The organism is Acidisphaera sp. S103, assembly GCF_009765975.1.
Lineage (GTDB): Bacteria > Pseudomonadota > Alphaproteobacteria > Acetobacterales > Acetobacteraceae > Rhodopila.
The window spans coordinates 83,929-109,919 of sequence record NZ_LMUJ01000079.1; the positions used below are offsets into that span (position 1 = coordinate 83,929).

The following is a 25,991-nucleotide window of genomic DNA, read 5'->3' on the forward strand; positions in this document are numbered from 1 at the left end:
CGGGGTGGTACCAAGGCTACTCCAGACCGCGTTTCTTGAATGATTCGTCGATCTTCTTGTCCACGGCCTTGCGTACCTGATCGATGCTAAAGCTCGCCGGGCGCTGGCTCGGCGGATACGCAACGAATGTTTCCAGGAAGGCCGCGGCTTTCATTTGTGCTTCACCAACCAGAAAGCCATTTTTAGCCATCCAATCATAGTATTGATCGGAAGTGATATCGGCGCGCTCATAGGGGTCCATACGCAGATTGAACAACATTGGAAGACGCAAGCGCGTGAACGGATTGGCCCAGATCAGCAAATTACCAGGCGCGCGCTGTTCCTCGAACACGGCCTTGAAGTTGCCAAACCGCATGGCAACGAGATCGCCGTCGTCATTGAAATAGTAGAACTCGTTTCGCGCCCCTTTGGGCTCCTGGCCGGTCAGGTAGGGCAGCTGGTTGTAGCCATCCAGGTGGACCTTGAAATTCGCACCGGTCGGCGGCACCGACCAGCCGTTGAGCAAGCGGTCCTTGACCGTTGTATCGCCGGCAGCCGCCAGCAATGTCGGGAACCAATCCAGCCCGCTGAAGATATCATTCGAAACCGACCCCGGTTGGATATGCCCCGGCCAGCGGATCATGCACGGTACGCGGAAGGCGCCTTCCCAGTTGGTATCCTTCTCGCTACGGAACGGTGATACCGCCGAATCCGGCCAGGACCACTCGTTGGGACCGTTATCGGTGGTATAGATGACGATCGTGTTGTCGGCGATCTTCAGGTCGTCCACGGTCTTCAACAGTTTCCCGACGTCGCCGTCGTGTTCGACCATGCCGTCCGCGTATTCGTTGCCTGGCATACCACTCTGGCCGCGCATGGATGCGCGAACATGCGTGAACGCGTGCATCCGCGTGGTGTTCATCCAGCAAAAGAACGGTTTGTTCGCTTTAACCTGGCGATCCATGAAGTCGATGGCAGCCGCGGTCGTTTCATCATCGATGGTTTCCATCCGCTTTTTATCCAGCGGCCCGCTATCCTCGATCTTACCGTCGGCAAAGCTGTGCAAAACACCGCGTGGAGACATGGCCTTCACGAACGCGGGGTCGTCTTTCGGCCAAAGCTCGCGCTCAGGTTCTTCCTCGGCGTTCAGGTGATAAAGATTGCCGAAGAACTCGTCGAACCCATGGTTGGTCGGCAAATATTCATCCTTGTCGCCAAGATGGTTCTTGCCGAATTGCCCTGTCGCATAGCCCATCGGTTTGAGTGCCTGCGCAATGGTTATATCTCCCTTCTGGAGGCCAGCCGAGGCGCCCGGGATGCCCACTTTGGACAACCCGGTCCGCAGCGGCGTCTGACCGGTGATGAAGGATGAGCGGCCCGCCGTGCAGCTGTTTTCCGCATAATAGTCCGTGAACAGCATGCCTTCTTTGGCGATGCGGTCGATGTTTGGCGTTTTGTAGCCCACCAGTCCAAACGTGTAGGCGCTGATGTTCGATTGCCCGACATCGTCGCCGAAAATGACCAGGATATTTGGCTTGACGTCGGCCGAACCCGACGTTGGGGGTTGAGCCTGACCCTGCGTTTGCGCCTTTACGGTCCCTCCGGCGAACGACGATGCCAAGGCAGTACCCACGGCAAGCATGGCACGCCGGCCGAGGCGCGAGCGCGGCTGATCTCTATCGTTTTGATCCCGGTCGTTCATGGCTGTTCCTTCCTCATTATGCAACGGAAGCCGACATGGCTGGTGGATGTGTCGATCGGTTCGGCATGACGGGCAGCGGGCCGGTACCGGCGGCAATAGTTTGGCGCGCATAAATGCGAGCCGCCCTTCAGCACCTTGCGTGGAATAGCAACGTTCGGTTGCCTGGAATCAAGGCTTGCCTCTTCTGGCCCGCCGCGCGGATTGACCGGCACGCAACACGCCTTCGGTGCGTCGTCGGGGTGATGGGTGGACCACCAATCGCTGGTCCATTCCCAGACATTGCCGATCATATCGTGCAGTCCATAGCCATTCGGCGGAAAAACACGCACGGGCGAGGTCCGCGTGTAGCCATCGGTGGCCAGATTTTCGTGCGGGAATGTTCCTTGCCAAGTATTCGCCATCGGTTGGCCGTTGGGCGTAAATTCTTCGCCCCAACTGAATTCGGCACCGTCCAGTCCACCGCGAGCGGCGAATTCCCACTCGACTTCAGTCGGCAAATCCTTTCCCATCCAGGTCGCGAACGCCTTCGCATCGCGATAGGCGACGTGAACGACGGGATGATCGTCCAGGCCTTTGATCGAACTCCCGGGGCCGTAGGGCCGTCGCCAGTTGGCGCGGAAGCGGAACTGCCACCATTGACTCCAGTCACGTGGATCAACCGGATGGTTCGGTGGCGAGAACACCAGTGAACCGGCTTTCAGCATATGCGGCAGCGCACCCGGATAATCCTTCGGATCGGGTGGGATTTCGGCATAGGTGACAAAGCCGGTCGCTGCGACGAAGGTGGAAAACTGCCGGTTGGTGACGGGGGTTTCGTCCATATGGAAGCCATCCACAGTCACTCGGTGGACAGGACGTTCCTCGAGATAATGGGTGTCGGAGCCCATCCGGAACGTGCCGCCGGGAATCCACGCCATCGCGACATCGGGTTTTTTCCCTATCGCCGGTCGATGTCGTGTCTTGGTGGCTTGCATCACGCGCACATCTCTCCGGAGTTGGTGCTTACCTTTGACCGGTCGGGAACAGCAAAGCCTGCGCATTTTCGTGATGCGGCGGCGCTGGCGTGATCACCATTGTCAGCCACAGATTCCAACCGTCCGGCCGGTTCTGCGCCGCGAATTCCTTGTAGCCCTTCAGGTTGATGTAACCTTGTGCGGCCGAACCGATCGGAAACATGTAGCCGATCTGCGGTCCGATCCCGAGGACCCGCGATTCAAAACTGCCGAGCGTAGCGCCGGCCCCGCCGTCGGGGCTTATTTGGGCGTACACGTATCCGACTATGCCCACGAGAAACTGCTTGCTCAGGAACTGAGAGGCGCCCCAGTCCAGATGCAGGTCAACACCATTCTGGTAGTGGGTAGTCATATTTTCAAAGTTATAGGTAAGACCGAGCGCCGCGGAGAACTCTCGGCCGGTCGCGGGATTGAGATAGGTGTAACCTCCACCCCCATCGATCGCGGCGTGGCCAATACCCAGATTGGCAAGCCGATTGGAACTGTAATTGCCAGCCGGAATATCGCCGGTGACATAGGTCATGAAATTGTTCACGCCTTTATTCCATTTCAGCGCCGCCTGCGGGATCAGATCACCGAAGCCGCCGATTTCATCGCTGCGGCTTCCCGAGATTGATCGCCCGAACGGACCGGTCAGTGTCGCGTCGACCGACGCCGTCGAAGCCCCGGCAATCCCCAGAAGGCTGACCGACAGTTGAGCGCCTATGACCGGCGTCGCGAATGTATAGGTGGGCCCAAATGCGGCCAGGTTGGCTTGCCCGCCGAGCCCACCAACGATTTTGCCGCCTAGTTCGAACGTCTTGCCGCCGCCGGCACTCAGCGACGTATAGTAATAAAGCGCGGTGAACGATGGTCCGGGCACGCCGGGCACTGCCGCGAGGCTGCCGTTCAGGCCGGGCAGCCAAAAGCTGATACCGCCTTCATCGGCCGACGATGGTGCAGGGCAAATGAGCGCCGCCGCGACCGCCAGCAACGAGGCCGCACCGTATCGTCTCGCTCGAACAGACATAGCCCTGCCCATTGTGCTCGCTCCACCGCTTTTGTCGCGCGGGACGTCGTCCCAGTTGATCGTGCGGCTCGGGCAATGTCTTCGGAGGCTTCCCGATTGGCCATTGGGGTTATCCCTCGGATCACCCCGGAAATGCCTGTAAAGCAACGATGCCATGGAGATCGCGTCGCTCAAATCAGCAAGTGTAGGAGATGCTGGCCGATTACACGCAACGGCACCTCGGTCGCGACCAGCGGCAGCCCGGGCAATGCCGCCGGAATAAGGATAGCGATGATGTCCGCGCGGTCGATCGGAATAAATTTCATCTTGCGGACCATCCCGAAGCTGTTGCCGAGATCCGCCAACGACTGAATATCACCTGTTCCGAGGAGGGGCTCGTCCGTCGTCGCGGCGGCCGGTATCCATTTGCGGTCGAACGACTGCGTGTATTGGCTGGCCAGAATGCCGTATTCCGCAAGGCCGCGGTGTTTCACTTCCATCAGCCTCGGGCTAAAAATCAGCAAGGGACCGACGAAGATGATGATCGATAAGGCCATGAGCGTCACGCAGACTGGCCAATAGCTGTCGAGCCTGGCCCCGGTGGACAGAACCTTGGTCGCAACCGACGCTGACACCCCCGCGCTGAGCGCCAGCATGATGCTGCCAAACGGCACGACGGCCTTGCCGAGGAACATCAGACCGCCCGCCCCGTCTGGGTGCGTCGGCGTAAGCAGTAGATCGATCTTATTGAGCTGCCACAGAAATTTCGTCCACACCATCATGCGGTAGATCCACCGCAGTAACAGAAACTGAAAGATCGGCGTGCTGACGAAGATGTACCAAAGGCCCGCGAGAGAATACGGACCGTCCATCGTCGGCTGATACCAGGTCCCGTCACCTGCGCTCAGACCTTTATGAACCGTGAGCCAGCAGGCTAAGCCAGCCACCACGACCAACACCACTTCGGCGATCCGCGAATCCCGCAGGCGTATCGCGTCAGTGATCGCGTCCGAAAAGCGTTCGATGTCGCTGTCCTCAATCAGGCTGGCCGCGAGGAAGTGGTTAACGGTATTCCTGATGCGCCGTGCGATCGGGATTTCCGCCAACACCAATATCGGCAACGCAAAGAGAAAGCGTACATGCGTCGCGTAATCATAGACGAATGGCAGCACCAAACCGTGAAACGCGTCGCCATCAGCCAGAGCAAGCAGCGCGAGCGGCAACCATGTCACCGCCATCAACGCGACGGCGAACGTCGCACCCGCCCGCGCCGACATCGGCGGACTTAATCTGAGGCGTCGCAGCAGGGCTGTTCCCGGGCCGGCCTCCATCAAGCTCAGGATGACGGCGGACTCGCTTTTGAGCGCTTGCGTTACGGGAGCCCGCGTCATAACCGCCAGCGTCCACGCTGCCAGAGATCGACCGACGTCGCGGGCCGATCCATGAGGAGAGTGTCAGAGAGCCACCTCATGGTTATAACTCCTTTTGGCCGATCGTCGCGGACACGAGGCTTCGCCATCGGACAATGTTCCGACCCGGTGACCTGCATGGATATCCGTATTTTACCTTAGGTCGCCTGTTATCAACTCCCTGGTGACGTATTGACGGCTGTGTGCGCCCGCCAAAATCGGCGACGTACGATACGTAATCGGCTTGTCTTGGCATGACACGCCGATCTCTTCCGGCCTATCCGTTAAATCCCTAAGAAGTTGTTGGGATCAGCCCGTCTTGCGTGCGAAGGGTTCCGTCGAGAATATCTGCAAGCCTTGTGTTAATTCGTGCGGCGGACCGATTCCACTCAGGTCGATGCGGCACGGGTGTGCGCGCTTTGGATCCACTCTCGGAATATTACTTCTACGGTTTGTTGGTTGTCGGCTTCCCGCAATAAGTCGCTACAAAAGTCGTGGTCAGGATCTCGCTATGATCAGACGCTTGGTTTCTGTCTTCGCTTCCTGCCTTATCCTCCAAGCGTCATGGACGCCGATGCCACGTGCGCAGCCGGCGCCGCCTGAAGCGAACAGCCAGGTTACGACCTTCGACACGCAGCAGATCGATGCTCTGTTGGCGCCTGTCGCGCTGTATCCCGATTCACTTCTGACGCAATTGCTCATGGCGAGCACCTTTCCGCTTCAGGTCGTAGACGCTGCGCGTTGGATCCAGGATCCGGCGCATAAAGATCTGAAAGGCGACGCGCTCACCAAGGCGCTCGCGGCGGAGACCTGGGATCCCAGCGTCAAATCCCTCGTGCCGTTCCCCCAGGTTCTGCTGCAAATGAACGACAAGCTCGATTGGATGCAGCAGCTCGGTTACGCCTTCCTCCAACAGCAGCAGGACGTGCTCGACAGCGTGCAGCGGTTGCGGCGGCAGGCTCAATCCGCCGGCAAACTGGCAAGTTCGCCGCAGCAGGTTGTGACAACCCGCCAGGACGAGGGCAAATCGGTGGTGGTTATTGAGCCCGCCCAACCAGATGTCGTTTACGTACCGAGCTACAATCCGACGGTTGCGTACGGAACTTGGCCATATTCGACACCGCCGGTGTACTTGCCGCCGCCTCCGGGCTATGTCGCCGGCACGGCGTTGGTGGCGGGACTGGCGTTCGGCGCCGGCGTCGCCGTCACAGCCGGGCTCTGGGGCTGGGCCAGTCCTAACTGGGGACGCGGCAACGTCAACGTTAACGTCAACAACTGGAACAATATCAACGTCAACCGGCAGCGTATCAATTCCAATGTGTGGAATGCGTCGAACCGTCCCGGGGGCCTTTCGCCCGCGCAACGCCGGCCACCTATGGCGGGCCCGGTGGGACGGCCATCGCGCGGCGGCGGTTTGCCGGCCAACGCGATCGGCCGGCCGAATGTGGGCGTTCCGGGGAACCTGGTTAATCGGCCAGGCCAACAACGACCGGCGCAAGGTGTTCGGCCGAACATGACTCCCGGCAGCCGGCCGAATATCGGCGGGGCAGGCGGCACGATGAACCGTCCGGCGCAAGGCTTTCGACCCCAGGGCGGCGGCGCATTCGGCAACATGAATGAGGGGCGCAGCGCCGCGCAATTCGGCCAGCGTGGGGGACAGAGTCGTCAGTTCAGCGGTGTGGGCGGCGGTGGCTTTAGGGCAGGGGGCCAAAGCCACGGGTTCGGCGGCCAGGCCGGTGGTTTTCGTGCAGGAGGGGGCCATGCAGGAGGATTCCGTGGTCGTCGGTAAAAGGTCGCGCTCCGTGTCATTGCAAGATTTTATCCGTGGCGCTGCACTGCTGGCGTTGGTCGGTCTTACGGTTGCGGCGGGGGCTGCCCCGCCGGCCAGCTTCGACAGCGCCGATGCTGCCGTTGCTGCGTTGGTTCAGGCGGCGCAGGCAGATAATGCCACCAAGCTGCTCGCGATCCTCGGACCGGGAAGCGCATCACTGGTCCGTTCCGGCGATGCCACCAGCGATGCAGCCGAACGGCATCGCTTCCTCGATGCCTACAACGCCAAGCATGAATTGGTGGCCGATGGAGATACCCGCATGGTCCTTCATGTCGGGGAAAATGATTGGCCATTGCCGATCCCGTTGGTGCACCAAAACGGCATGTGGATGTTCGACTCCGAGCAGGGTGCGGAGGAGATTGTTAATCGCCGGATCGGCCGTGATGAAATCGAAGCCATCCGCGTTTGCCTGGCCTACGTCGACGCGCAGCAGGCTTATTCCGATCTGTCGCAACAGGCGACCGGCAAAGCCGTGTATGCGCAGCACCTTGTCAGCACACCGCATAATTACGACGGCTTGTATTGGCCTTCGGCAGCCAACATACCAGCCAGCCCGTTTGCCGCACTGGTCGCGCAAGCGCAGGAAGAAGGTTATCCCGGCGAACTCGTCGCCGGCAAACCAACGCCCTATCACGGTTATTTCTTTCGTATCCTGACTGCACAGGGGGCCAGTGCGCCTGACGGCGCGCGGAACTACGTAGAGAACGGCCACATGACCGGTGGGTTCGCCCTGGTGGCTTGGCCGGCCATATATGCCGCTTCCGGCATCATGACGTTCGTAGTTGCCAAGGACGGCGTAGTTTTTCAGAAGGATCTTGGTCCGGATACTGCCGCCCGAGCAGCGGGCCTTGTCCGATACGATCCCGACCTGAGTTGGACACGCGTGGATATCACGGAAAATCAAAGCGGGTCGCACTAGCGGCTGGGTTTGATGACCGATTCGTTAGGGAGGTAACATATGAAACTCGCATTCTTGCCTTTGGGGATTGCACTGACGACAGGTCTTGCCTACCCCGCCGGCGCCGTTGTCCAGGATAGCCAGTTCCCGCCGCAGACTGTGCGGGACCTGATCGCAGTCTGCGCGCCCGCGCCCGATGATCCGAGGATGACGGCGGCGATCAATTATTGCCACGGCTTCGCCCAGGGCACGGTGATCGTCGAAATCGCGCATGGCGAGCAGCGCCATGGACGCAAGCTGTTCTGCCTGCCAAATCCGCGGCCGCCCAGCGGTGCGGAACTGACCAGCTTCGTTTCCTGGGCGAACCAGGATCCGTCCCGCCTTGATGAACCGGCGGTGGACGGCATGTTTCTCTATCTCGCGCAAAAATATCCTTGCAAAAAATAACGCTTCTGCAGTCGAGGATGACACGATGAAACGCATTATGTTGATGCTCACCGCGGCGGCCCTGTCCCTGGCGGCCTGCTCGGATATGACGCCGACGCAACAACGAGCCGTATCCGGGACCGGCATTGGTGCCGCCGGTGGCGCGGTTATCGGCGCCATCGCGGGGAACGCTGGCCTGGGTGCCGGCATCGGGGCGGTGGCGGGGCTTGCCGGCGGCCTTATCTATGACCAGGCGCAAAAGAACAGGGCCGCGTCATACCGTTCCGGCTACAGTGCCGGTGCTAACGGTTATGCACCGAACCCGCCACACTAAAATCGGACATGCGGTTTCGGTTCTGACCAAGTACCGAAGGTATGGTCGCTATCGAAGTGCGATGTGATATAGGCCAGTCTTTGTCGGCATCGTTTCATGCATATGGTTGCGCTTGTCGTTTGGAGAGAGCGCTCAGCCACGAACAGAGGAAATTTAGCGATGGCGACAACCAGACGTTCCGTCCTCATCATGACGCCAGTTGCACTCGCCGCGAGCCTCACTCGGATATCGGGAGCGTGGGCGGCATCGGGCAGACAGATTAATGCGAATGCAAGCTGGGCGTTGCAAAGGCTTTATTCCACGCAGCATTCGGCACGCAGGCTGGGGGCGCGTTCCCGGGCGATACTGATCTTCCCGAAAATTATCAAGGCAGGCCTGCTGGTCGGTGGTCAGGGCGGCGACGGCGTGCTTCGTGTCGGCGGCAAGACCGTCGGTTACTACAATATCGGGGCGGCGTCGTTTGGCCTGCAGGCCGGTGCGCAAACCTTCAGCTACGCGATGTTTTTCATGACCGATGCGTCGCTTAAGTATCTACAGGACAGCGATGGCTGGTCCATTGGTTCGGGGCCCAGCGTGGTCATTGTCGACAAGGGTGTTGCCGCCAGCCTGACCAGCACGACACTGACGCAGGATGTCTATGCGGTGCCGTTTGGCCAGCGAGGGCTGATGGCTGGTATCGGGCTGGAGGGATCGAAGATAACCCACATTAATCCGCCGGAATGATAAGGCAGGTGGTTACTGAAGTAGAGGCGCCCATGAAAATGCTTCGGACCGCCTGCGCAGCAATTTTGGGTTTGAGCTTAACCCTGGCGCCCGCGCCAAAGAGTGTCGCGGCGCAACCGCCGGAAATTTCAGATCGGGATGTCGCGGACGCGTGGATGTATCTCCTCACCCGTCTATTGGTGTTGCGGCAGCAGCAGCTCGATTTTAAGGAGGGATTTAAGTGGAACGAGTTGGTGCACCGAAAACCTGGCGCTGTTGACTGGCCGAATCCCAACCTCGATGTCGCATATTCGGAAGCGTGGGTCGCGGTGGACGAAACCAGTTGCACAATCGTCACCGTGCCGAAAATCAGCGGCCGATACTATACGGTGCAATTCCTGAATGGCTGGGACGAGACGCTGGCCAACATCAGTGAACGCGTCTTTCCGCATCACCCGGATGGTGAGTTTGCTGTCTGTTTGCGGAACGCAAACGTGTCGCTTCCGACGGAGATGAAGCGCATCGATCTGCCGGTGAAATACGCTCGAGTTCTCCTGCGTATCGAACTCGGTGACGACTGGGGCGAGGCTGTCCGGATTCAGCACCAGTTCGCCCTCAGAGTAACGGGATCACCGCAATTGCTGGCAATTCCTAAAACACCGATCTTTGACCTGGAAAAATTGCCGGGCGTCGAGGCGTTCGATTTTGCGGACGCGGCACTCGATAGCGAGCCAGATCTCAACCCGGGACTGGAGAAATACGCGGCTGACGCCCGTGCCATCGGCAGTGCGATCAAAAGCCGAAAGGAGCGTAAACGCGTCGCCAAGATCGTTGATGAGCAAGGGCGTGGAGAGTTCGCCAAGTATGGACCTACGATTGGACACGGCGTCATTGTCAACGGCTGGGCGCGCCCAGCCGTAGTGGGCAACTACAACACCGACTTCGTGGCCCGTACCTTGATCACCTATGGAGGCATCTGGGCCAATGTAATGCCGGAGGTGCTGTATTATCGCGCCAGCACGGATGGCACCGGGGAACTACTGAACGGCAATAGCGTCTATACGATGACCTTTCCTAAGGACACGTTCCCGCAGTCATTCGCAAATTATTTCTGGTCCGTCATCGCGGTGGATGCCGTCCATTTCCGTGTGCTGCCCAACGCAAAAAATCGGTTTTTGCTCAACCGTGAAACGAACCCACAATATAACCGGGATGGCTCGCTCACCCTGTATTTCGCAGCCGACAAACCCGCGGAGGCGCCGGACGGCAATTGGCTTCCGACCCGGAAGGGCTTGATTTATCACCTGACTTTCCGGTTTTACGGGCCAATCGATGGGGTGGCCAACGGCACCTATTATCCGCCAGGTCTGGTGAAGGTGCGGTAGGGGGCAACTGAAGCGGGGGTTCAACCGTGACCGATTACGTCGAACGATCCATGCTTAGCCGCCGCCATGCTTTGCTTCGGGCATCCGCGACCTTGGCTTTGGTTTCAGCGTCCGAAGCGACAGAGCAAGCTCACGCGCAGGAAGCTGGCCTCTCGGCGATCTCACCGTCCCCGGATTGGGCGCGGGCGCTTCCGTCCGCCCCTGACCACGCGATGAAGATCACACCGGAATTCGCCAGGCTGGTGGCAGGGGACACCTATTTTTGGGCTTGGCCGATGATGAACATCTACAATCGGCGCCTCGCCTTTAAACAAGCGCCCGAGGTGGGTTTGATGAACGGCATTCTGCCCTTCGCGCCGCTGAACTCGCTGGCGATGCTGAGCGACTACGTCAAACCGGAAGAACGCTGGGTCGCATGCCCGAACCAAGACGTTGTCTATGGCGGCGGCATCGCGGCGCTCGACGAAACGCCGGTCGTCGTGCAGGTGCCGGATTTCGGCGATCGGTTTTGGGTTTGCCAGGTTGTTGACTTGCGCACCGACAGCTTCGCTCAGATCGGCAAGATGTACGGAACGCTACCAGGGTTCTACCTGCTGGTCGGACCGAATTGGAAGGGACAGGTCCCGAAAGGCATCGCAAAGGTCTTTCGGGCGAAAACCGGCACTGCGTTTGTCGGGCCGCGCGTGTTCATGGACGATAGCCCCGAGGATCGTGAGGCGGTCCAACCACTGCTCGCCGGGATCGACATGTACTCGCTTGACCGGTTTGACGGCAGGCCGAAGACGCACGACTGGCGCAAGCTGCCGACGCTCAAGTCACCGATGGACGATACGGCTGGTAGCGAAACAAAATGGGTCCTTCCGGAAAAATTCTTCGATGAATTATCGCTCGTCCTGAAGGATGCGCCGCCGCTTCCGGGCGAGGAGGCGCGCTACGCACAGGTGACGGCGTTGCTCGCAGCGCTGATGAACAATCCCGCCCTTAAACAGGGGGCCATTGACGAGGCAAAGAGGGTAGAGGAGGAGCTAGTCAGTCCGCTGCTTCAGTTCCGGAACTGGGGTGTGCCCGTCGGCAACAACTGGAGCTCGACCAACAACAATGCCGCGTTCGGAACCGACTATTTCACGCGCACGGCCGTGGCGAAGTCAAACATCCTGGTCAATGCGCCGGCCGAGACGAAATACTTCTACCAGGATCTTGATGGTGATGGGCGCAGGCTCAACGGCGCCAATCGATACACTGTCACTTTTCCGAAAGACCGCACTCCACCTGTCGAAGGCTTCTGGTCCTTGACCCTTTACGATGTGCAGCATTTCTTCGTCCCGAACGTGATGAAGCGCTACTCGGTCGGAACGAAAAACAAGGACCTCAAGCTTGGCAGTGACGGCTCACTGACGATTTACGTTCAATCCGATCCACCGGGGGACGACAAGCGAGCAAACTGGTTGCCCGCGCCTTCGAACGAAGATTTTACCCTCTTCCTTCGCGCCTATTGGCCGAGGGTCCCGGTGATTGACGGCACCTGGATACCGCCGGCGGCCGTCCGCGCGACTTAAGTTGAGATCGGGTAGCGATCGGAGGCTTCGCGCATGTCGTCCGACCTGAACCTGCGGGCGGCAGCGTTCGGAAGTTCGTTGATGCACAACCTAAGTGGGCTTCAAGGATCAGGCTTCTCGAATAAACGCTGATGGGAAAGATATCCGCATGTTCAGGATGATCGTTACGGCTTGTGTTTCGATGCTCGTTGCTCACGGTGCGACCGCGCAGACCAGCACAACCGATCTCAACCGCCGCACGGTCGAGCGACGCGCGGTTGAGGCGGTCATCTGGGGCATGCCAGCGGTCAACTATGACTTCATGCTCCAGGAAATGCTCAGCAAGACCAACGGCAAGGTCAATCAGATCGTCTATTGGAGCCGGCCACTCGACTGGCACAACCAAACGCTCACGCCCAATCCCGACGCTATCTACTTCATGACGTTCATCAATACCAAAAATGTCGGGCCAATGGTGATCGACGTTCCGCCGGCTGGCGACGACGGCTCACTCAACGGGAATATCGTCAATGTGTGGCAGGTGCCACTCGAAGACACGGGATTGATGGGCGCGGATAAAGGCGCAGGCGGGAAATATCTGATCCTGCCGCCGGATTACGCCAGCAAGATCCCCGATGGCTACATCCCTTTGCAAGCAGGCACCTACGGCAGCTACGCGTTATTGCGTTCGAACCTGAAGAGTCACAGCGATGCTGATGTCGTCAAATCGGTGGCTTATGGCAAGCGGATCAAGGTCTATCCATTGTCGCAAGCTGACAACCCACCACAAACGGCATTCGCCGACGCCGCCGATGTGCTGTTCGATTCCACCATTCGCTATAATTTGCGGTTTTTCGAAGGGCTCGATCGTATCGTGCAGAGCGAGCCGTGGATCGACCGCGACCGGGTGATGATCGATCAGCTAAAATCACTCGGCATTGAAAAGGGCAAACCTTTCAAACCAGACGCGCAAACCAAGGCAATCCTCGAAACCGGCGCCCAAGAGGCTCGGGCCTGGCTGGAAGCGAAATACGACGCAGGTCTTCCTCAATTTTGGGAAGGTACGCATTGGAGCTTTCCGGCGCCACCCGCTCTCATAAAGTCCGCACAAGCTGGGTTTACCGAACCCGACGCGTATCCTGTCGATGATCGCGGCCTCGCTTACAGCTATGCATATATCGGCATCAAGCGCCTGGGTGCGGGCCAGTTCTACCTGATCAGCATTCGGGACAAGGATGGCAACGCACTTGATGGGGGCAAGACCTATCGCCTGACCGTGCCATCGAATCCGCCTATCGAGCAATATTGGTCCATAACGGCCTACGATCGCGAGACGCACGCCCTGATCCGCAATATGCCGCGAGCGAGCCGTTCATCGCAAATCGCTGAACTGCAAAAGGGAGGCGATGGTTCGGTCGATGTCTATTTCGGTCCCAAGGCCCCGGCGGGCAAGGAATCGAACTGGGTGCCTACAGACCCAAAGCGCCCTTTCGAGGTGATGTTCCGACTCTATGCCCCGACCAAAGCTCTGTTCGAGAAGACATGGAAACTACCGGATTTGCAGGTGGACTAACGCAGCAGCAGGAGCAAGTTATGCGTATCCGAACCATCATTCTGACGAACGTCTCGCTTCTCGCCATAGCTGGTGCCGCGCTTGCCGACGATGCCGCAGTCCTCAATGGAACGATGCAGACCCGCATCGGCACGATCGAGTTGCAGAATGGCTACCCGAGCAATGACTCGGTCAAGAAGCTGTATGACGCGATCGACTTCCAACGCGCCGCTCAAGTCTACGTATGGGCTACGCCGATCGTAGCCATGGAGGCTTTGCGACGCGCCAACAAACGCGATTGGGGCGTTGATTTCAATGATGTCGGTGTCGTCGACGGCTACACCACACCCGCCATCAAGGCCCTGACCGCCAACGACACGACGATCTATGCCGCAGTCTTCGTCGATCTCGGTCGGGACGGTCCGGTCGTCATTGACTCGCCCACCGGGGTCTATGGCGTTATCGACGATTTTTGGCAGAGACCGGTCGTTGAAGTGGGACCATTCGGCCCCGATAAGGGCAAGGGTGGCAAATTCCTTCTGGTCCCCCCAGGTTACACGGGAACCGTTCCAGCAGGATACCTGCAAGCTGTCTCGAAGACGAACGAAGCGATGTTTGTCGGCCGGGCATTCGTCAAGAACGGCGACACGAAAGCAGCCGGGGAAACGCTGGCCGGTATAAAGGTCTATCCGCTCTCGCAAGCCGGCAATCCTCCCAAGACGCGTATCGTGGTCTCTGGCGGTCGCCCGATGGATTCGATCGCTCCTCGTAGCTTTGAATATTGGCAACTTCTGGCCGACGTGCTCGACAAGGAGCCTGTCGAGGAGCGCGATCGGTTTTTCCATGCCATGCTGCTGCCCCTCGGGATCGAGAAAGGCAAGTCGTTCCAGCCGGACGCTCGCCAAAGGCAAATTTTGACCGACGCGGCGCAGGTCGGCTTTGTCATGGCGCAGACCCTGAGCATGGCACCGCGCCTTGCAAACGCGTCGTCCTATCCGGGCACACACTGGGAGTGGGTCTTGACCCTCAACCCTGACCAGGAGGCGAAGGACTATAGCCAACTCGATGAGCGGACCGACTACACTTTCGAGGCGATCACGGTCGCCGAGGGAATGGTCAAGCCGATTGTCGGCGCGGGCTCGCAATACATGAGCGCGGCAAAGGACAAAACCGGCCAATGGCTTGACGGCGGCAAGTCCTACGTTCTCCACGTTCCGGCGAAGGTGCCGGCCAAGGAATTTTGGGCGGTCACCGTATACGATGTCCTGACACGGTCGATGGTGCAGACCGATACGATGAAAGCGGGCATCTCGAGCAAGGACAAACTGCAGGCCAACGCCGACGGTTCTGTCGACATCAACTTCGGTCCACAGTCTCCGGCCGATCCGAAAGCCAACTGGGTCAAGACGCTGCCCGGCAGAGGTTGGTTTGCTTATTTCCGTTGGTATGGACCAACCGAGGCATTCTTCGACAAGAGTTGGACGCTGCCGGATATTGAGCCTCACGCGTAGCAGCTCTTCATGCCGCGATGGCTGCCGACAGAACCCAATTGCGCGTCCGAAATCGGACCTGCCTGCGGCATTCAAACAGTTATGGCAACCGTCCAGTGCCCAGTTTCATCACAGACGGGACCCCGGTCACGAGCACGGTCTTGCCTGCGAGGGGGGCTTTTCGAAAACGATGCCTGTCGCGGCCTCCCTCAGACTGCGTCCATCAGTGCGCGGCTCGAGACCGCTTACGCAGCCAATGACACCAATCCAATCAAGCTACCGACAGCCGCGACTGCGGCCAGAACGGTTGCCTCGATCTTCTCGGTCACGGTGCTTCCTCGCGGTTTCGCTTTCAATACCCTCTTTCATAACTGCATCTAAAGGCAGGCCGTCCTCTCGCAGATGACTCACGGCCAACGTCCAAACGTTGCAACAGAACCGATTTGAGACGGTCTCTACTGACCTGTCGAAACGGCTTCGTGGAGTTCACCGCCTGTCGCCTTCTTATCCTCGCTGGTCAGCTCTTCTGTGACACTGCCAAAGTATAAGTCATAAAGACGATTGAGGTGTCGCCGCACGATGGCTCGGGCCTCCACGGCATTGCGCCGCGTCAGCGCCGCAACAAGCTGCCGTCGGAATATGATCCCCTTGCGAAGATTGGCGATCGCGTAAGCTTTCGTCCGCAATGTGCTCCACATCGGATCGTCATAAGCGACAAACAGTGTGCGCATCAGGTTGGCGAGGATCAGGTTGCCCGACGCCTGCGCTAGCTTCACATGAAATGCCAGATGATCCGGGTGCAGAGAGGCCTGCGATCCAAGCTTCTGTTCCATCCGATCGACGATCGCACCAAGCGCCGCGATTTCCTGCGGGTTCGCGACTTTGGCTGCCAGCGCGGCCAACTCCGGTTCAATGACCTGCCGCGTCTGGAACTGCTCCAACAGGCCGGGGCCGGGCTCGCGGCCGCTCGCCCAAGGAAGGTTCAGATGCGCGGGTGCCACCTCGCGCACGAAGGTGCCACTGCCGGTCAGCACCTCAACCAAGCCGACGGTCTCCAGTGCGATCATTGCCTCGCGCACGGACGGCCGGCTGACCCCCAGGGTGCGCGCCAGCTCCGCTTCGGATGGCAGGCGATCACCCGGCTTTAACTCTCCCTGCCGCACAAGATCCTCGATCTGGGCAGCAATCTGTTCATACAGCCGCTGCGTGCGGATGGTCCTGACCGGCATGCCGGGAGTAAGACGAGTGCGCTACCAGATGTCAAGCTATCTGACCCCTTGACGGCTGGTTTTCCCTGCCGATAGCCTGCTGGCAACGCTGGAGGATAACGCGGGTGTCCGTACGATGAGCTTCGTTGACCGTGGCGCGATCGATTGCGACGTGCACCCGTCAGTGCCCAACCTGCGGTCCCTGTTCCCATACCTGGAAGATCATTGGATCGATTCCATCATCCAGCGTGGCATGGATGACCTGGAGACGATCAGCTACCCCGCCGGCGCGCCGATCACGGCGCGCACGGATAAGCGTCGTAGTACTTTATCTGAGGCGTGTTATGGAGATCGCACCCGCGTCGACGCTATTCGATCAGCCGCGCCATCCGTACACGGCTGCATTGTTGTCGTCGATCCCGATACCCGACCCACGTTCAAAGCAACAGCGTAAGATCCTGGTGGGAGAAATGCCGAGCCCACTGAACCCACCGTCTGGCTGCGTATTTCGCACACGGTGTCCGATCGCTGATGAGGCATGCAAAAAAACGGTGCCGTTGCTGCAGACGGTCGGGTCTGGCCATCAGGTGGCATGTTTGAAGCAATGATAGCCAGCCCGGGGCACCGTATGGGCGCCGTGGTGATACGGTATTTTGGGTTCAGTAGCTGTTCGGCATCGTGGCGTGTCCCCTTGGCGTTGTGTTGGGCCGGCTGTCGATCACGGGCGGAAGCCACCAGCTTGCCGAGTGGCGCTGTCTTCCGCCACTGTGTGGCAACGCGCACCCGGTCTACGCGGCGATGGCCGAAGCGGTCGTATAAAGGGAAACGAGAATGGGACCGAAACTGGTCGATCACTGGCTATATGAATCCGGGGACAACTGTATCCTGTGGATCAGATTCAACTGCCCTGAACGGCTGAACGCCCTGGTCGGAACAGTCGAGGAAAACCGCACGGTCGCCAAGGTCGACGAATACATGCGGTCAGGTGACGATGATCCCAATATCCGTGTCATTGCCCTAACCCGTGTGGACCCGTCATTCTGTGCGGGAGCGAATTTTGACTCGAATAGAGGGGATGCAGGGGGAAACTTTCCGGGCGACCGAAGTGTGCATGGGGGTCTGGACGGCACGCGGCAACACTTCTTCCACGGCTTTACGATGGTGCTGACCTCTAACGCCAGTCCGATCGCGCAACATTCTCCGCGGTTCAAGGGGGCTTGATATGCACGCAACCCATCTCGTGATCGGCGGTGGATCGGGCGGATGCGTTATGGCCGCTCGGTTGTCGGAGGATGCTTCGAACAAAGTCATACTGGTGGAAGCGGGACAGAACTACACCCCTGACCAAATACCGGACGACCTGCGCGATACCTACTCAGGCAGCGCGCTGATGAACCCAAGCTATTTCTGGAAGAATCTGAAGGTTCGCCGAAGGGCCGATGCGGCTCCAGTTTATTATGAGCAAGGACGCGTCCTGGGTGGCGGATCGTCGGTCAACGGGCAGGTCGCGCTGCGCGGTGCGCCCGAGGATTATGACCACTGGCACGCCATCGGGGCAAAAGGGTGGGACTGGAACTCCGTTTTGCCATATTTTCGTCGATTGGAAACCGATCTGGACTACACCGATCAGTTGCATGGGGCACAAGGCCCGATCACGGTCCGGCGGATGCCGATGGACCAATGGGACGACTTCACTTTGTCGGTCACCAAGGTGTGGAACGAACTTGGTTACGCTTTACGACCGGACATGAATGGAGAATTTGGCGAGGGCTATTCGCCGTTGCCTTTGTCCAACGATGGTTCGGCGCGGCGTTCGACGGCCGCCGGCTACCTGGATGCCGCGACGCGCCGGCGGCCCAATCTGCAAATTCTTGGTGAAGCGCAGGTGCGGCGAATTCTGTTCGCAGACGGCCGAGCGGCTGGGGCGGAGGTGCGGCGGAATGGGGAGATTGAAACGATTACGGCGGATACCGTTGTTGTCTGCGCCGGTGCACTGCACACGCCCTGGCTGTTGATGCTTTCTGGAATCGGTCCTGGTGCGCATCTGCGCCAGCACGGTATCGATGTGCGGCTTGATCGACCCGGCGTCGGCAGCAATCTGATGGATCATCCGGCCATCCATATCTCGGGTTATTTGCCGCCGGTATCCCGCCACAAGATGGTCCTGCGGCGAAACTATACCTATCTGCGCTGGTCCTCGGGCCTGCCTGATGTTCCGGCGGCGGATATGGTGATGATGGCGGTTTGCCGGTCCGCCTGGCATGCGATCGGCGTGCGCATTGGCACACTGTCATCGTATATCGGGCGGTCGTATTCGACGGGTGAGGTACGGCTGACCTCGGCCAATCCGGACGACGAACCCTACGTCGACTTCAACTGGCTGAGCGACCCGCGCGACATGGACCGCATGACGGATGCGTTTCGCCGGATGGCGCGCATTCTGGCCAGCGATCCAGTGCCCAACTATTTGTCCAACCTGTTCGCATCACGTTTGTCGCAGCGCGTGCGCAATGTCAGCCAGAAGAACTTCAAGAATGCGGTGCTGACGAATGTGGCGGCGGTAATGATGGATTCCTCAACGTCATTGCGGAAACTGCTCTTCGACAAGGTCATCAGCGACTGTTTGCCGTTGCCCGAACTGCTGGCCGACGCCGGCAAGTTGGAACGGCACGTGCGGGACAATGTTCAGTCCGCATGGCACGCGTCCTGTACCTGCCGTATGGGCGATCCGGCAGACCCTCGGACCGTGGTCGGTCCTGACGGGCGGGTCGTCGGAGCGGACAATCTGTTCATCGCCGATGCGTCAGTGATGCCAGAGGTTTCGCGTACCAACACCAACATTCCCACCATCATGATCGCGGAACGGATCGCCGAAATGGTTCGCCAGCGGGGTTTCGCCTAAATGACCCTCACCAATCACCGTATCTTATTACGGTCTCGGCCAACCGGTATTCCCTATCCGGACGATTTCGTGTCCGATACCGAAGCGACACGCCGGCCCGCGAAGGATGAGGTGTTGCTGGAGACACTCTACCTGTCGATCGACCCGGCGATGCGGTCCTGGATGTCGGAGAACCCGGGTTATCAGCGTGCCGTGCCGCTAGGCGACGTCATGCGCGGTGGGGGCATCGGGCGGGTGCTGGAAAGTCGGTCCAGCGACTACCAGCCCGGTGAGCTGGTTCAGGCTCGGCTGGGCTGGCAGACCCATCCTACCCTGCCGGCGCGATATCTACAGAAATTGGATATGGCGAAAGGTGATGCGCTGGCCTGGATCGGTCCGCTTGGCCTAAGCGGCGTGACCGCTTATTTCGGCATGCGCGATATTGGCGAACTGACGCCGGGGGACCGCGTATTGGTATCCGGTGCGGCGGGCGGCGTCGGACAGATCGCCGCCCAAATCGCTCGGTTTGAGGCGTGTCACGTGACGGGGATCGCCGGCGGCACCGAGAAGTGCGCCTATTTGGCGAACGAACTGCGTTTGGATGCCGTTATCGACTACAAGGCGGAATCCGATCTGCCGGCGGCGATCGGGCGGGCTTGTCCCGATGGTATCGACGTTTATTTCGACAACGTCGGTGGACCAACGTTGGATGCGGCGCTGCTGCATCTGCGGCCGCAGGCGCGGGTCGTGTTGTGCGGGCGGATATCTCAAGTCGCGGCTGATCCGCCTTATGGTATCCGAAATCTTGGGCAGGTCTTGACGCGTCGGGCGCGGATGCAAGGCTTCCAGGTGTTCAGCTATCACGACCGTTATGAGGAAGCCCGAACATGGCTGGCCGCACGTCATCAACAAGGACAGCTTCATCAGCGGCTGCACATCTTAGACGGGCTGCACCATGCGCCCGAAGCATTGGGGATGCTGTTCCGCGGAGAGAACAACGGCAAGCTTGTCGTTCGGGTTGGCTAGCCCGCCGAAGGGGGCCGTTTGATCAGTCCCCAGATGCTGGGCAGCTCGCCGACCGGTATCTCGATCAAGGCTGGGCCAGGAGATGCGAATGCCGTCCTGAGCGCGCCGCGTAAGCGGTCGGGTGTTTCCGCTTTCATGGCACGCATGCCAAAACTGTTTGCCAACGCGACGAAATCAGGATTGTGCAGGTCAACGCCGATCATGCGTCCACCATAGGTGGTCTGCTGGATGCGCTTTACGTTCCCGAATGCGCCATCGTTCATAACGATGGCAACAACGTCTATCCCATGGGCGACGGCGGTCGAGAGTTCCTGCACGTTGAACATGAAGCCACCATCGCCGGAAATCGACAGCACTTTTTTGTCCGGGCACGCGACCTTGGCACCCAGGGCGGTGGGGTAGGCGTAGCCAAGGGTGCCTTGGAAGCCGGGGGTGATCAGTGTCCGCGGCTGATAGACCGGCATACCGTATTGCACGAACGTGGCGAGTTGCGTGACGTCGGTCACGATGATGCCGTCGTCATCCATTTCCTCACGAATGACCCGAGCGAGTTGATATTGTTGCTCCAACGTCCTGAGTTTGTTGTCCACATCCGCTCGCACCGCCGCGACCGACGCCGCGGCGGAGGGTCGTTGCGGTAGGACATCCAGCAGGGCGTCCAGCCCGGTATCGGCGTGACAAACCAACGTTACGTCGGCCGCGTTGAGCAAAGCCGCTTGCACAGGGTCGATGTCGATACGAATGATGCGGACCTCCCCGGCACGCCCCCAGGACAATGCCGGTGCCAGGAAGCGGGTGCCAACGACCACGGCTACGTCGACATCGGGCCACAGTGCCTGGCCTTCCAACATGCCGACCGCCAGGGGATGACGGCTGGAGATCGTGCCTTTGCCGGTGCGGCTCATGATGACGGGTGCCTGTAGGCGTTCGGCGAAACGGCGTAATGCATCCGTGGCGTCCATTGCGCCTGAACCGACGAAGATCGCTGGGTTGCGGGCAGTGGCCAGCAGTTCCGCGGCCCTCCGCACCGCAACCGGGTCGGGAACGGGTCGTGGTGGCGGCACGAAAGACTCCGGCAGGGTCACGGCGTCCGACCCAGCCAGGACGTCAGGCGCCATTTCAAAGACCGCTGGCTGGTGCCGTCCACCCAGCATCGCGCCGAATGCGTCGCGCAGCAGGCCGGGTGCCGCCGCTGGTGTTTTGGCAAGTTCGACCCACGGAACGACGCCCCGCAGCGCGGCCTCCTGGTCGCGCAGTTCGTGCGGGATGCCCAGGCCTCGGCCAATCTGATGGGATGGGATTTGCCCGGTCAGCCCCAGGACCGGCACGTTCGATCCGGCGGCGGTGGCCAGGGCGGCAGAGGCGTTCATGATGCCTGGGCCGGGAACGACGGCGAACACGCCGACCTTGCCAGACGCCTGAGCGTAGCCGAGGGCCATGTAGGCGGCGCCCTGCTCATGGCGTGTGTGGTAGGTGCGGATAGACTGCCGTTGCTCGTAGAGCGCGTCGAACAGCGGATCGAGCTGGATCCCGGGCAGGCCGAACACGGTGTCTACGCCGAAGCGTGTCAGGGTGCGAATGACGGCCTGGCCGCCGGTCATGCGTTCGGTCATCGGAAATTCCCGCGAATGGTCGTCCTGGATTGAACCGATGATGGCGGCGTGTCCAGGGGCTTGGTTATCGTTTCAGACGAACTCGAGTGAGGGGGTAGCCGCGTTACCATTTGGGTCAGTTTCGGGAAGATCCTGAGCCACGAAATTGACAACCTCCGGAAGGCATCATTCATTAGTCCGATGCGAGTGACCACCTCTGTCCGTTTGGTAAATTGCGAATGACCGATTTCCCGCCACGCCCCTTGCCTCTTGCCGGTGTTATCGTGGTCGACTTCGGCCAGATCTTTCAAGGCTCTTACGCCAGCGTGCTCATGGCCAAGGCGGGTGCCGACGTCATCAAGATCGAGCCGCCGCATGGTGAGCCATTGCGCCAGCGCGCACCGCCGGGTCGTGCCACCACGCTGCCGTTTGTCATGCTGAACGCCAATAAGCGGGGTATCACGCTCAATCTGAAACGACCCCGTGGACGGGAACTGCTGTTCGACATGGTGCGGCGGGCCGACGTCCTGTTGGAGAATTTTGGGCCGGGCGCGATGGATTCACTCGGTGTCGGTTGGTCTGTGCTGCATGAAATCAATCCTCGCCTGATTTATGCCACCGGCACCGGTTACGGCATTTCGGGTCCGGACCGGGGCAACCTGGCGATGGACCTGACGGTGCAGGCGGCGTCGGGGATCATGAGCGTAACCGGATTTCCGGATCGCCCGCCGGTTCGCGCCGGCATCACGGTCGCGGACTTCATGGGCGGCACACATCTTTACGCCGGCATCGTAACGGCGCTGTATGAGCGCGACCGCAGTGGTGTCGGCCGGCTCGTGGAGATCGCCATGCAGGAAACCGTCTATTACACATTGGCATCATCGTTGGAGCAATTCAGCCGCTCGGGCAATGTGTCACAACGTGCCGGCAACAACTCCGGCGGTTCGGCCGCTCCTTATGGGCTGTATCCACTGCGGGATGGGTTCCTAGCGATCCATCCTGGAACCGAACAGCACTGGCGAAACATTCTGATGGCTGCAGGGCGCGACGACCTGCTGGATGATCCGAGGTTTCGCACCATGCACGATCGGTCTCGCCATTTGGACGAAGTCAACGCTATCGTTACCGCGTGGACCTCCGGGCTGACCAAAGCCGAGGTCGCGGAACAGGCGCAGCGGTTTCGCATTCCATGCTTCCCCGTGCGCGATGTTTCGGAGGTGATGCACGATCCGCATATGCATTGCCGCGGCATGTTGGAATGGGTGGATCATCCCGATCTTGGCAACGTCGTGTTGCCGACCAGTCCGATCCGGCTGCACGAAACCGACGTCGCCCCCGCAACGCCGAGCCCGCGTTTGGGTCAGCATAATGATGAGGTCTATGGTGGATGGCTGGGGTTGAATCCGGATGAGATCGCGGCGTTGCGGGCGGAAGGCGTGATCTGATCTCGAATTGCGCTGGAGGAATTGCTGCCGCTCGAGAAACAACGAAAGACGCCGAGTCCAGAAGACAACAATCAAGCAAGCGTCCGGCCGGCGCGACCTGCTCAAACGCACGCTGGCCGCTTTGACGAAGCGGTGGTGCGTTCCTGGAGTGGTCGAGATGTTTATGTTGGCCTATAGTTACCCAACATCAGGTGAGCGAGGATACCATGCCGTTTTACGAAAAAGGCGACGTCCGCATTCATTACGCAGAAGCCGGCTCCGGCTTTCCCCTGTTGGTGATTCCCGGCGGTGGGTTGAATTCCACGGTCGCAGGGCTTGCGACGCACCCTTTCAACCCGTTCAATGAGTTCCAGGGGGAGTTTCGCGTCATTTCAGCTGATCTGCGCAATGCCAAGGGTGGCGAGTCGACGGGTCCACTCGAAGTCGATCGGCCGTGGGACGCCTATACCGACGATCAGATCGGTCTGATGGATCACCTCGGCATCCGGGAATTCATGGTGCTTGGTTTCTGCATCGGCGGCCCATTCATCTGGAACTTGCTCAAACGGGTTGGTGATCGCATCCCCGCTGCCATACCGGCGCAGCCCAGTGGCTACCGTCCGGAGATGCCCGGCATGTCCTACAACAACAACATGAAGGGCTGGGGCCCAGAGTTGTGTGCTCGCCGGTCCGATATCACGATGGCGATGGTCGATACGTTCCTGACCAACATGTATGGAGGTGCTCGGGCGGACTTTGTCTATACCGTGACACGTGATTTCGTACGCGGGTGCCAGACACCGATCCTGGTGCTTCCGGACGACGTTCCAGCGCATCCATATGCCGTCGCGATGGAAACCGTGCATCTCGCGCCGAACGCGCAGGTAAGCCTGTATCCGTGGAAGGACACACCGGACAAGATTCCATTGGCGGTGCGGCACATCCGAACTTTTCTGCGTGCCCATCGGCTCGCCGGATCAGCGCAATCCGTGGCGGCCGCTGCTCAGTAACCGCCGGTCTCGGCAGCTAGCCTATACTAAAGCCCCGTGCCAGAAACGAATGTGACGCTACGTTCCGGCCGCGCGGGAGACCTGCTATGCTCTCTCGGATATAGCCCACGTATGGAGACCCACCATGGATGATGTGACAATCCGACTGGCCGCGAGCCGACCCACAAAGGCCGCCCCCGCCGACTGGTTTACGGGGACGGTGCTGCAGGATGCGCTGGCGACGCCGTTGGGAGCATCGCGCACGAGTGCCACACTTGTCACCTTTACCCCTGGTGCGCGCACCAACTGGCATACCCACAAGACTCGCCAGGTGCTCGTTGCTACGCACGGGACTGGGATGATCGAGGTGCGCGGTAAGCCGCCGCGCATCCTGCGAGCCGGAGACGTCGCCGAGGTGCCTCCGGGCCTTGTGCACTGGCACGGCGCAATTGTCGGGCACCTTTTTGCTCACATCTCATTCCTCGAGATCGAGGGGCCGGACAACAATAATTGGCTGGAGCCGGTCGACGAGGCGCACTACCACGCGGTCGCGGTATCACCGACTGACTAGTACTACAGTTGCGTTTTGCGGCCTTGGTAGTGGGCTTCTGCGGCGGTGAACTGATGGCGTTGTCGCCAGGCGGACCACGCCAGAACGAACGGCCAGCGCAAGGGCGATCGCAACAGCAGCTTGGCGATGAGACCGCGGATCTCTGGCACGCTGGGCATGCCAAGACGGATGGCGGTTACGCGGCGAGTGGCGGACTCGTTCCGTTCGGTTTACCGAACGCGGCACGGCGAAGCGAGGCCTGCAACCTGGCCAGGAACGCGGCTGCCGCCATGCACAACGTCATATGGCGGTGCCAGCCATGCCATGATCTGGCTTCGCAGTGATCAAGGCCAAGTTCCTTCTTGGCGCGCTGGAAACACTCTTCGATGGTCCAGCGCAGCCCGGCGGCGCCGGCCAGTTCCGCCGATGTTGTTCCGACGCGCGTGAAGACCAGATAGTAGGCGCGCTGCGAGGCATCGCGCCGGCTACGGCGGATCAGCAGCCAGCGCTCGAAGCCGCTGTCAACTGTCAACTGTCCACGGCAACGCGATCCGTGCCCAGTCATACAGGCGCGGACCTTTCGACCCCTCACCAGCGGCGTGTGGCGTCCAGGCCTCGGGCGGCAGCGCATCGGCCAGTGACAAGGGATCGGTAGGCTCCAGGCCTTCGTTCGTCAGCAGGCGAAGCGTATGATTGGATCAGGCCGCCCTTTTCACGCGCGGCGCCGATGTGTCTTCAAGGCCGCGTAAGATGGGACACTCCGGTCGATGGTCGCCCTGACAGGTATTGGCCAGGGTCTGAAGGGCATCGTGCATGTCCGTCAGCTCAGCAATGCGGCGTTCGAGTTCTGCCACATGATCCAGAGCGACCTTTTTCACCTCCCGGCTGGGATGGCGGTCCTGCCAGAGACTGACCAGTAAGCGTATGCGCTTAATCGAAAATCCGAATTCTCGTGCGCGGTGGATGAACCGCAAGGTATTGACTGCCGCGCGACAATCAAGGTGAGAATCCCCGTCAATCAGGATGAGAAGGTTTCCCGGGCGTGGGGTGTAGGGAGGGCGTAGCCCGACCGCAGGC

Annotated in this window: 25 protein-coding genes; 17 read left to right on the forward strand and 8 right to left on the reverse strand. The window is 59.9% G+C overall.

Going from position 1 to position 25,991, the window contains the following annotated elements; translation table 11 throughout:
* Window positions 1–16: 16 nt before the first annotated feature.
* The 4 genes from GSQ89_RS26840 to GSQ89_RS26855 form a co-directional block, all read right to left on the reverse strand.
* A complete protein-coding gene (locus GSQ89_RS26840) occupies window positions 17–1,681 on the reverse strand; it encodes an arylsulfatase (protein WP_254073385.1) in 1,665 nt (554 codons plus the stop codon).
* On the reverse strand, window positions 1,678–2,721 hold the full coding sequence (locus tag GSQ89_RS26845) for a formylglycine-generating enzyme family protein (RefSeq protein WP_371734294.1): 1,044 nt from the start codon (window positions 2,719–2,721) through the stop codon (window positions 1,678–1,680). Before GSQ89_RS26845 ends, GSQ89_RS26840 begins: the two co-directional genes overlap by 4 nt.
* Window positions 2,684–3,667, reverse strand: coding sequence for a transporter (locus tag GSQ89_RS26850; RefSeq protein ID WP_216856418.1), 984 nt, complete (start codon window positions 3,665–3,667; stop codon window positions 2,684–2,686). The genes GSQ89_RS26845 and GSQ89_RS26850 overlap by 38 nt, the downstream gene beginning before the upstream one ends.
* A 206-nt stretch (window positions 3,668–3,873) precedes the next feature.
* Entirely contained in the window at window positions 3,874–5,073 is a 1,200-nt protein-coding gene (locus tag GSQ89_RS26855; protein ID WP_158931043.1) for a hypothetical protein, read from the reverse strand.
* Window positions 5,074–5,410: 337 nt separating this feature from the next.
* Between GSQ89_RS26855 and GSQ89_RS26860 the strand changes: the two genes are divergently transcribed.
* The 9 genes from GSQ89_RS26860 (at window position 5,411) to GSQ89_RS26900 (ending at window position 15,265) form a co-directional block, all read left to right on the forward strand.
* Window positions 5,411–6,880 (forward strand): DUF3300 domain-containing protein, encoded by a 1,470-nt coding sequence (locus GSQ89_RS26860; protein WP_216856419.1) that lies wholly within the window; start codon window positions 5,411–5,413, stop codon window positions 6,878–6,880.
* Entirely contained in the window at window positions 6,852–7,841 is a 990-nt protein-coding gene (locus tag GSQ89_RS26865; protein WP_158931045.1) for a DUF2950 domain-containing protein, read from the forward strand. Before GSQ89_RS26860 ends, GSQ89_RS26865 begins: the two co-directional genes overlap by 29 nt.
* Window positions 7,842–7,880: 39 nt before the next feature.
* Entirely contained in the window at window positions 7,881–8,267 is a 387-nt protein-coding gene (locus tag GSQ89_RS26870) for a Rap1a/Tai family immunity protein (RefSeq protein ID WP_158931047.1), read from the forward strand.
* Between the two features lie 25 nt (window positions 8,268–8,292).
* On the forward strand, window positions 8,293–8,580 hold the full coding sequence (locus GSQ89_RS26875; RefSeq protein ID WP_158931049.1) for a glycine zipper family protein: 288 nt from the start codon (window positions 8,293–8,295) through the stop codon (window positions 8,578–8,580).
* A gap of 159 nt (window positions 8,581–8,739) precedes the next feature.
* The gene (locus tag GSQ89_RS26880) at window positions 8,740–9,303 is read left to right on the forward strand and encodes a YSC84-related protein (RefSeq protein ID WP_158931051.1); all 564 of its coding nucleotides are present in this window, start codon (window positions 8,740–8,742) and stop codon (window positions 9,301–9,303) included.
* A gap of 32 nt (window positions 9,304–9,335) precedes the next feature.
* Complete coding sequence (locus GSQ89_RS26885) at window positions 9,336–10,667, forward strand: DUF1214 domain-containing protein (protein WP_158931053.1); 1,332 nt, start codon at window positions 9,336–9,338, stop codon at window positions 10,665–10,667.
* Between the two features lie 26 nt (window positions 10,668–10,693).
* Complete coding sequence (locus GSQ89_RS26890) at window positions 10,694–12,223, forward strand: DUF1254 domain-containing protein (protein ID WP_216856420.1); 1,530 nt, start codon at window positions 10,694–10,696, stop codon at window positions 12,221–12,223.
* Between the two features lie 148 nt (window positions 12,224–12,371).
* Entirely contained in the window at window positions 12,372–13,775 is a 1,404-nt protein-coding gene (locus tag GSQ89_RS26895; RefSeq protein ID WP_158931055.1) for a DUF1254 domain-containing protein, read from the forward strand.
* 20 nt (window positions 13,776–13,795) lie between these two features.
* The gene (locus tag GSQ89_RS26900) at window positions 13,796–15,265 is read left to right on the forward strand and encodes a DUF1254 domain-containing protein (RefSeq protein ID WP_158931057.1); all 1,470 of its coding nucleotides are present in this window, start codon (window positions 13,796–13,798) and stop codon (window positions 15,263–15,265) included.
* Window positions 15,266–15,699: 434 nt separating this feature from the next.
* On the opposite strand, the gene GSQ89_RS26905 is transcribed toward GSQ89_RS26900, so the two are convergent.
* Window positions 15,700–16,473 carry a FadR/GntR family transcriptional regulator gene (locus tag GSQ89_RS26905; protein ID WP_158931059.1) on the reverse strand — a complete coding sequence of 258 codons (774 nt, stop codon included), beginning with the start codon at window positions 16,471–16,473 and terminating at the stop codon, window positions 15,700–15,702.
* Window positions 16,474–16,588: 115 nt separating this feature from the next.
* On the opposite strand from GSQ89_RS26905, the gene GSQ89_RS39445 reads away from it, so the two are divergent.
* The 5 genes from GSQ89_RS39445 to GSQ89_RS26925 all read left to right on the forward strand — a co-directional run bounded on the left by GSQ89_RS39445 (window position 16,589) and on the right by GSQ89_RS26925 (window position 20,359).
* Window positions 16,589–16,906, forward strand: a complete 318-nt coding sequence (locus GSQ89_RS39445; RefSeq protein ID WP_254073395.1) for a hypothetical protein — start codon at window positions 16,589–16,591, stop codon at window positions 16,904–16,906.
* Entirely contained in the window at window positions 16,797–17,060 is a 264-nt protein-coding gene (locus GSQ89_RS26910) for an oligopeptide/dipeptide ABC transporter ATP-binding protein (RefSeq protein ID WP_254073386.1), read from the forward strand. Before GSQ89_RS39445 ends, GSQ89_RS26910 begins: the two co-directional genes overlap by 110 nt.
* Window positions 17,061–17,283: 223 nt before the next feature.
* Entirely contained in the window at window positions 17,284–17,673 is a 390-nt protein-coding gene (locus GSQ89_RS26915; protein ID WP_158931063.1) for a hypothetical protein, read from the forward strand.
* 1 nt (window position 17,674) lies between these two features.
* Window positions 17,675–19,354: a GMC family oxidoreductase gene (locus GSQ89_RS26920; RefSeq protein ID WP_158931065.1), complete on the forward strand. Its 1,680-nt coding sequence runs from the start codon at window positions 17,675–17,677 to the stop codon at window positions 19,352–19,354.
* Window positions 19,355–20,359: an NADP-dependent oxidoreductase gene (locus GSQ89_RS26925; protein ID WP_158931067.1), complete on the forward strand. Its 1,005-nt coding sequence runs from the start codon at window positions 19,355–19,357 to the stop codon at window positions 20,357–20,359.
* Here GSQ89_RS26925 and GSQ89_RS26930 read toward each other — a convergent pair.
* Window positions 20,356–21,972, reverse strand: coding sequence for a thiamine pyrophosphate-dependent enzyme (locus GSQ89_RS26930; protein ID WP_158931069.1), 1,617 nt, complete (start codon window positions 21,970–21,972; stop codon window positions 20,356–20,358). The two genes, GSQ89_RS26925 and GSQ89_RS26930, sit on opposite strands and share 4 nt — an antisense overlap.
* A gap of 218 nt (window positions 21,973–22,190) precedes the next feature.
* Between GSQ89_RS26930 and GSQ89_RS26935 the strand changes: the two genes are divergently transcribed.
* From GSQ89_RS26935 to GSQ89_RS26945, 3 genes are all read left to right on the forward strand, one after another.
* Window positions 22,191–23,396, forward strand: coding sequence for a CaiB/BaiF CoA-transferase family protein (locus tag GSQ89_RS26935; RefSeq protein ID WP_158931071.1), 1,206 nt, complete (start codon window positions 22,191–22,193; stop codon window positions 23,394–23,396).
* Window positions 23,397–23,602: 206 nt separating this feature from the next.
* Entirely contained in the window at window positions 23,603–24,385 is a 783-nt protein-coding gene (locus GSQ89_RS26940; protein ID WP_158931073.1) for an alpha/beta fold hydrolase, read from the forward strand.
* 124 nt (window positions 24,386–24,509) lie between these two features.
* On the forward strand, window positions 24,510–24,935 hold the full coding sequence (locus GSQ89_RS26945; protein WP_158931075.1) for a cupin domain-containing protein: 426 nt from the start codon (window positions 24,510–24,512) through the stop codon (window positions 24,933–24,935).
* A 175-nt stretch (window positions 24,936–25,110) separates the two neighbouring features.
* Here the strand turns inward: GSQ89_RS26945 and GSQ89_RS26950 are convergent, their stop codons facing one another.
* Together GSQ89_RS26950 and GSQ89_RS26955 are read right to left on the reverse strand one after the other, a co-directional pair.
* Complete coding sequence (locus tag GSQ89_RS26950; protein ID WP_158931077.1) at window positions 25,111–25,446, reverse strand: transposase; 336 nt, start codon at window positions 25,444–25,446, stop codon at window positions 25,111–25,113.
* A gap of 166 nt (window positions 25,447–25,612) precedes the next feature.
* Window positions 25,613–25,991 (reverse strand): MerR family DNA-binding protein (locus GSQ89_RS26955; protein ID WP_158931211.1); only part of this gene is annotated, 379 nt, incomplete at its 5' end.

Bases quoted from the DNA above. Each gene is read 5' to 3' on its own strand.
- GSQ89_RS26840 (WP_254073385.1), bottom strand. From the start codon at position 1,681: ATGAACGACCGGGATCAAAACGATAGAGATCAGCCGCGCTCGCGCCTC.
- GSQ89_RS26845 (WP_371734294.1), bottom strand. From the start codon at position 2,721: ATGCGCAGGCTTTGCTGTTCCCGACCGGTCAAAGGTAAGCACCAACTC.
- GSQ89_RS26855 (WP_158931043.1), bottom strand. From the start codon at position 5,073: ATGACGCGGGCTCCCGTAACGCAAGCGCTCAAAAGCGAGTCCGCCGTC.
- GSQ89_RS26865 (WP_158931045.1), top strand. From the start codon at position 6,852: ATGCAGGAGGATTCCGTGGTCGTCGGTAAAAGGTCGCGCTCCGTGTCA.
- GSQ89_RS26870 (WP_158931047.1), top strand. From the start codon at position 7,881: ATGAAACTCGCATTCTTGCCTTTGGGGATTGCACTGACGACAGGTCTT.
- GSQ89_RS26875 (WP_158931049.1), top strand. From the start codon at position 8,293: ATGAAACGCATTATGTTGATGCTCACCGCGGCGGCCCTGTCCCTGGCG.
- GSQ89_RS26880 (WP_158931051.1), top strand. From the start codon at position 8,740: ATGGCGACAACCAGACGTTCCGTCCTCATCATGACGCCAGTTGCACTC.
- GSQ89_RS26885 (WP_158931053.1), top strand. From the start codon at position 9,336: ATGAAAATGCTTCGGACCGCCTGCGCAGCAATTTTGGGTTTGAGCTTA.
- GSQ89_RS26895 (WP_158931055.1), top strand. From the start codon at position 12,372: ATGTTCAGGATGATCGTTACGGCTTGTGTTTCGATGCTCGTTGCTCAC.
- GSQ89_RS26900 (WP_158931057.1), top strand. From the start codon at position 13,796: ATGCGTATCCGAACCATCATTCTGACGAACGTCTCGCTTCTCGCCATA.
- GSQ89_RS26905 (WP_158931059.1), bottom strand. From the start codon at position 16,473: ATGCCGGTCAGGACCATCCGCACGCAGCGGCTGTATGAACAGATTGCT.
- GSQ89_RS39445 (WP_254073395.1), top strand. From the start codon at position 16,589: ATGAGCTTCGTTGACCGTGGCGCGATCGATTGCGACGTGCACCCGTCA.
- GSQ89_RS26910 (WP_254073386.1), top strand. From the start codon at position 16,797: ATGGAGATCGCACCCGCGTCGACGCTATTCGATCAGCCGCGCCATCCG.
- GSQ89_RS26915 (WP_158931063.1), top strand. From the start codon at position 17,284: ATGGGACCGAAACTGGTCGATCACTGGCTATATGAATCCGGGGACAAC.
- GSQ89_RS26920 (WP_158931065.1), top strand. From the start codon at position 17,675: ATGCACGCAACCCATCTCGTGATCGGCGGTGGATCGGGCGGATGCGTT.
- GSQ89_RS26925 (WP_158931067.1), top strand. From the start codon at position 19,355: ATGACCCTCACCAATCACCGTATCTTATTACGGTCTCGGCCAACCGGT.
- GSQ89_RS26930 (WP_158931069.1), bottom strand. From the start codon at position 21,972: ATGACCGAACGCATGACCGGCGGCCAGGCCGTCATTCGCACCCTGACA.
- GSQ89_RS26935 (WP_158931071.1), top strand. From the start codon at position 22,191: ATGACCGATTTCCCGCCACGCCCCTTGCCTCTTGCCGGTGTTATCGTG.
- GSQ89_RS26940 (WP_158931073.1), top strand. From the start codon at position 23,603: ATGCCGTTTTACGAAAAAGGCGACGTCCGCATTCATTACGCAGAAGCC.
- GSQ89_RS26945 (WP_158931075.1), top strand. From the start codon at position 24,510: ATGGATGATGTGACAATCCGACTGGCCGCGAGCCGACCCACAAAGGCC.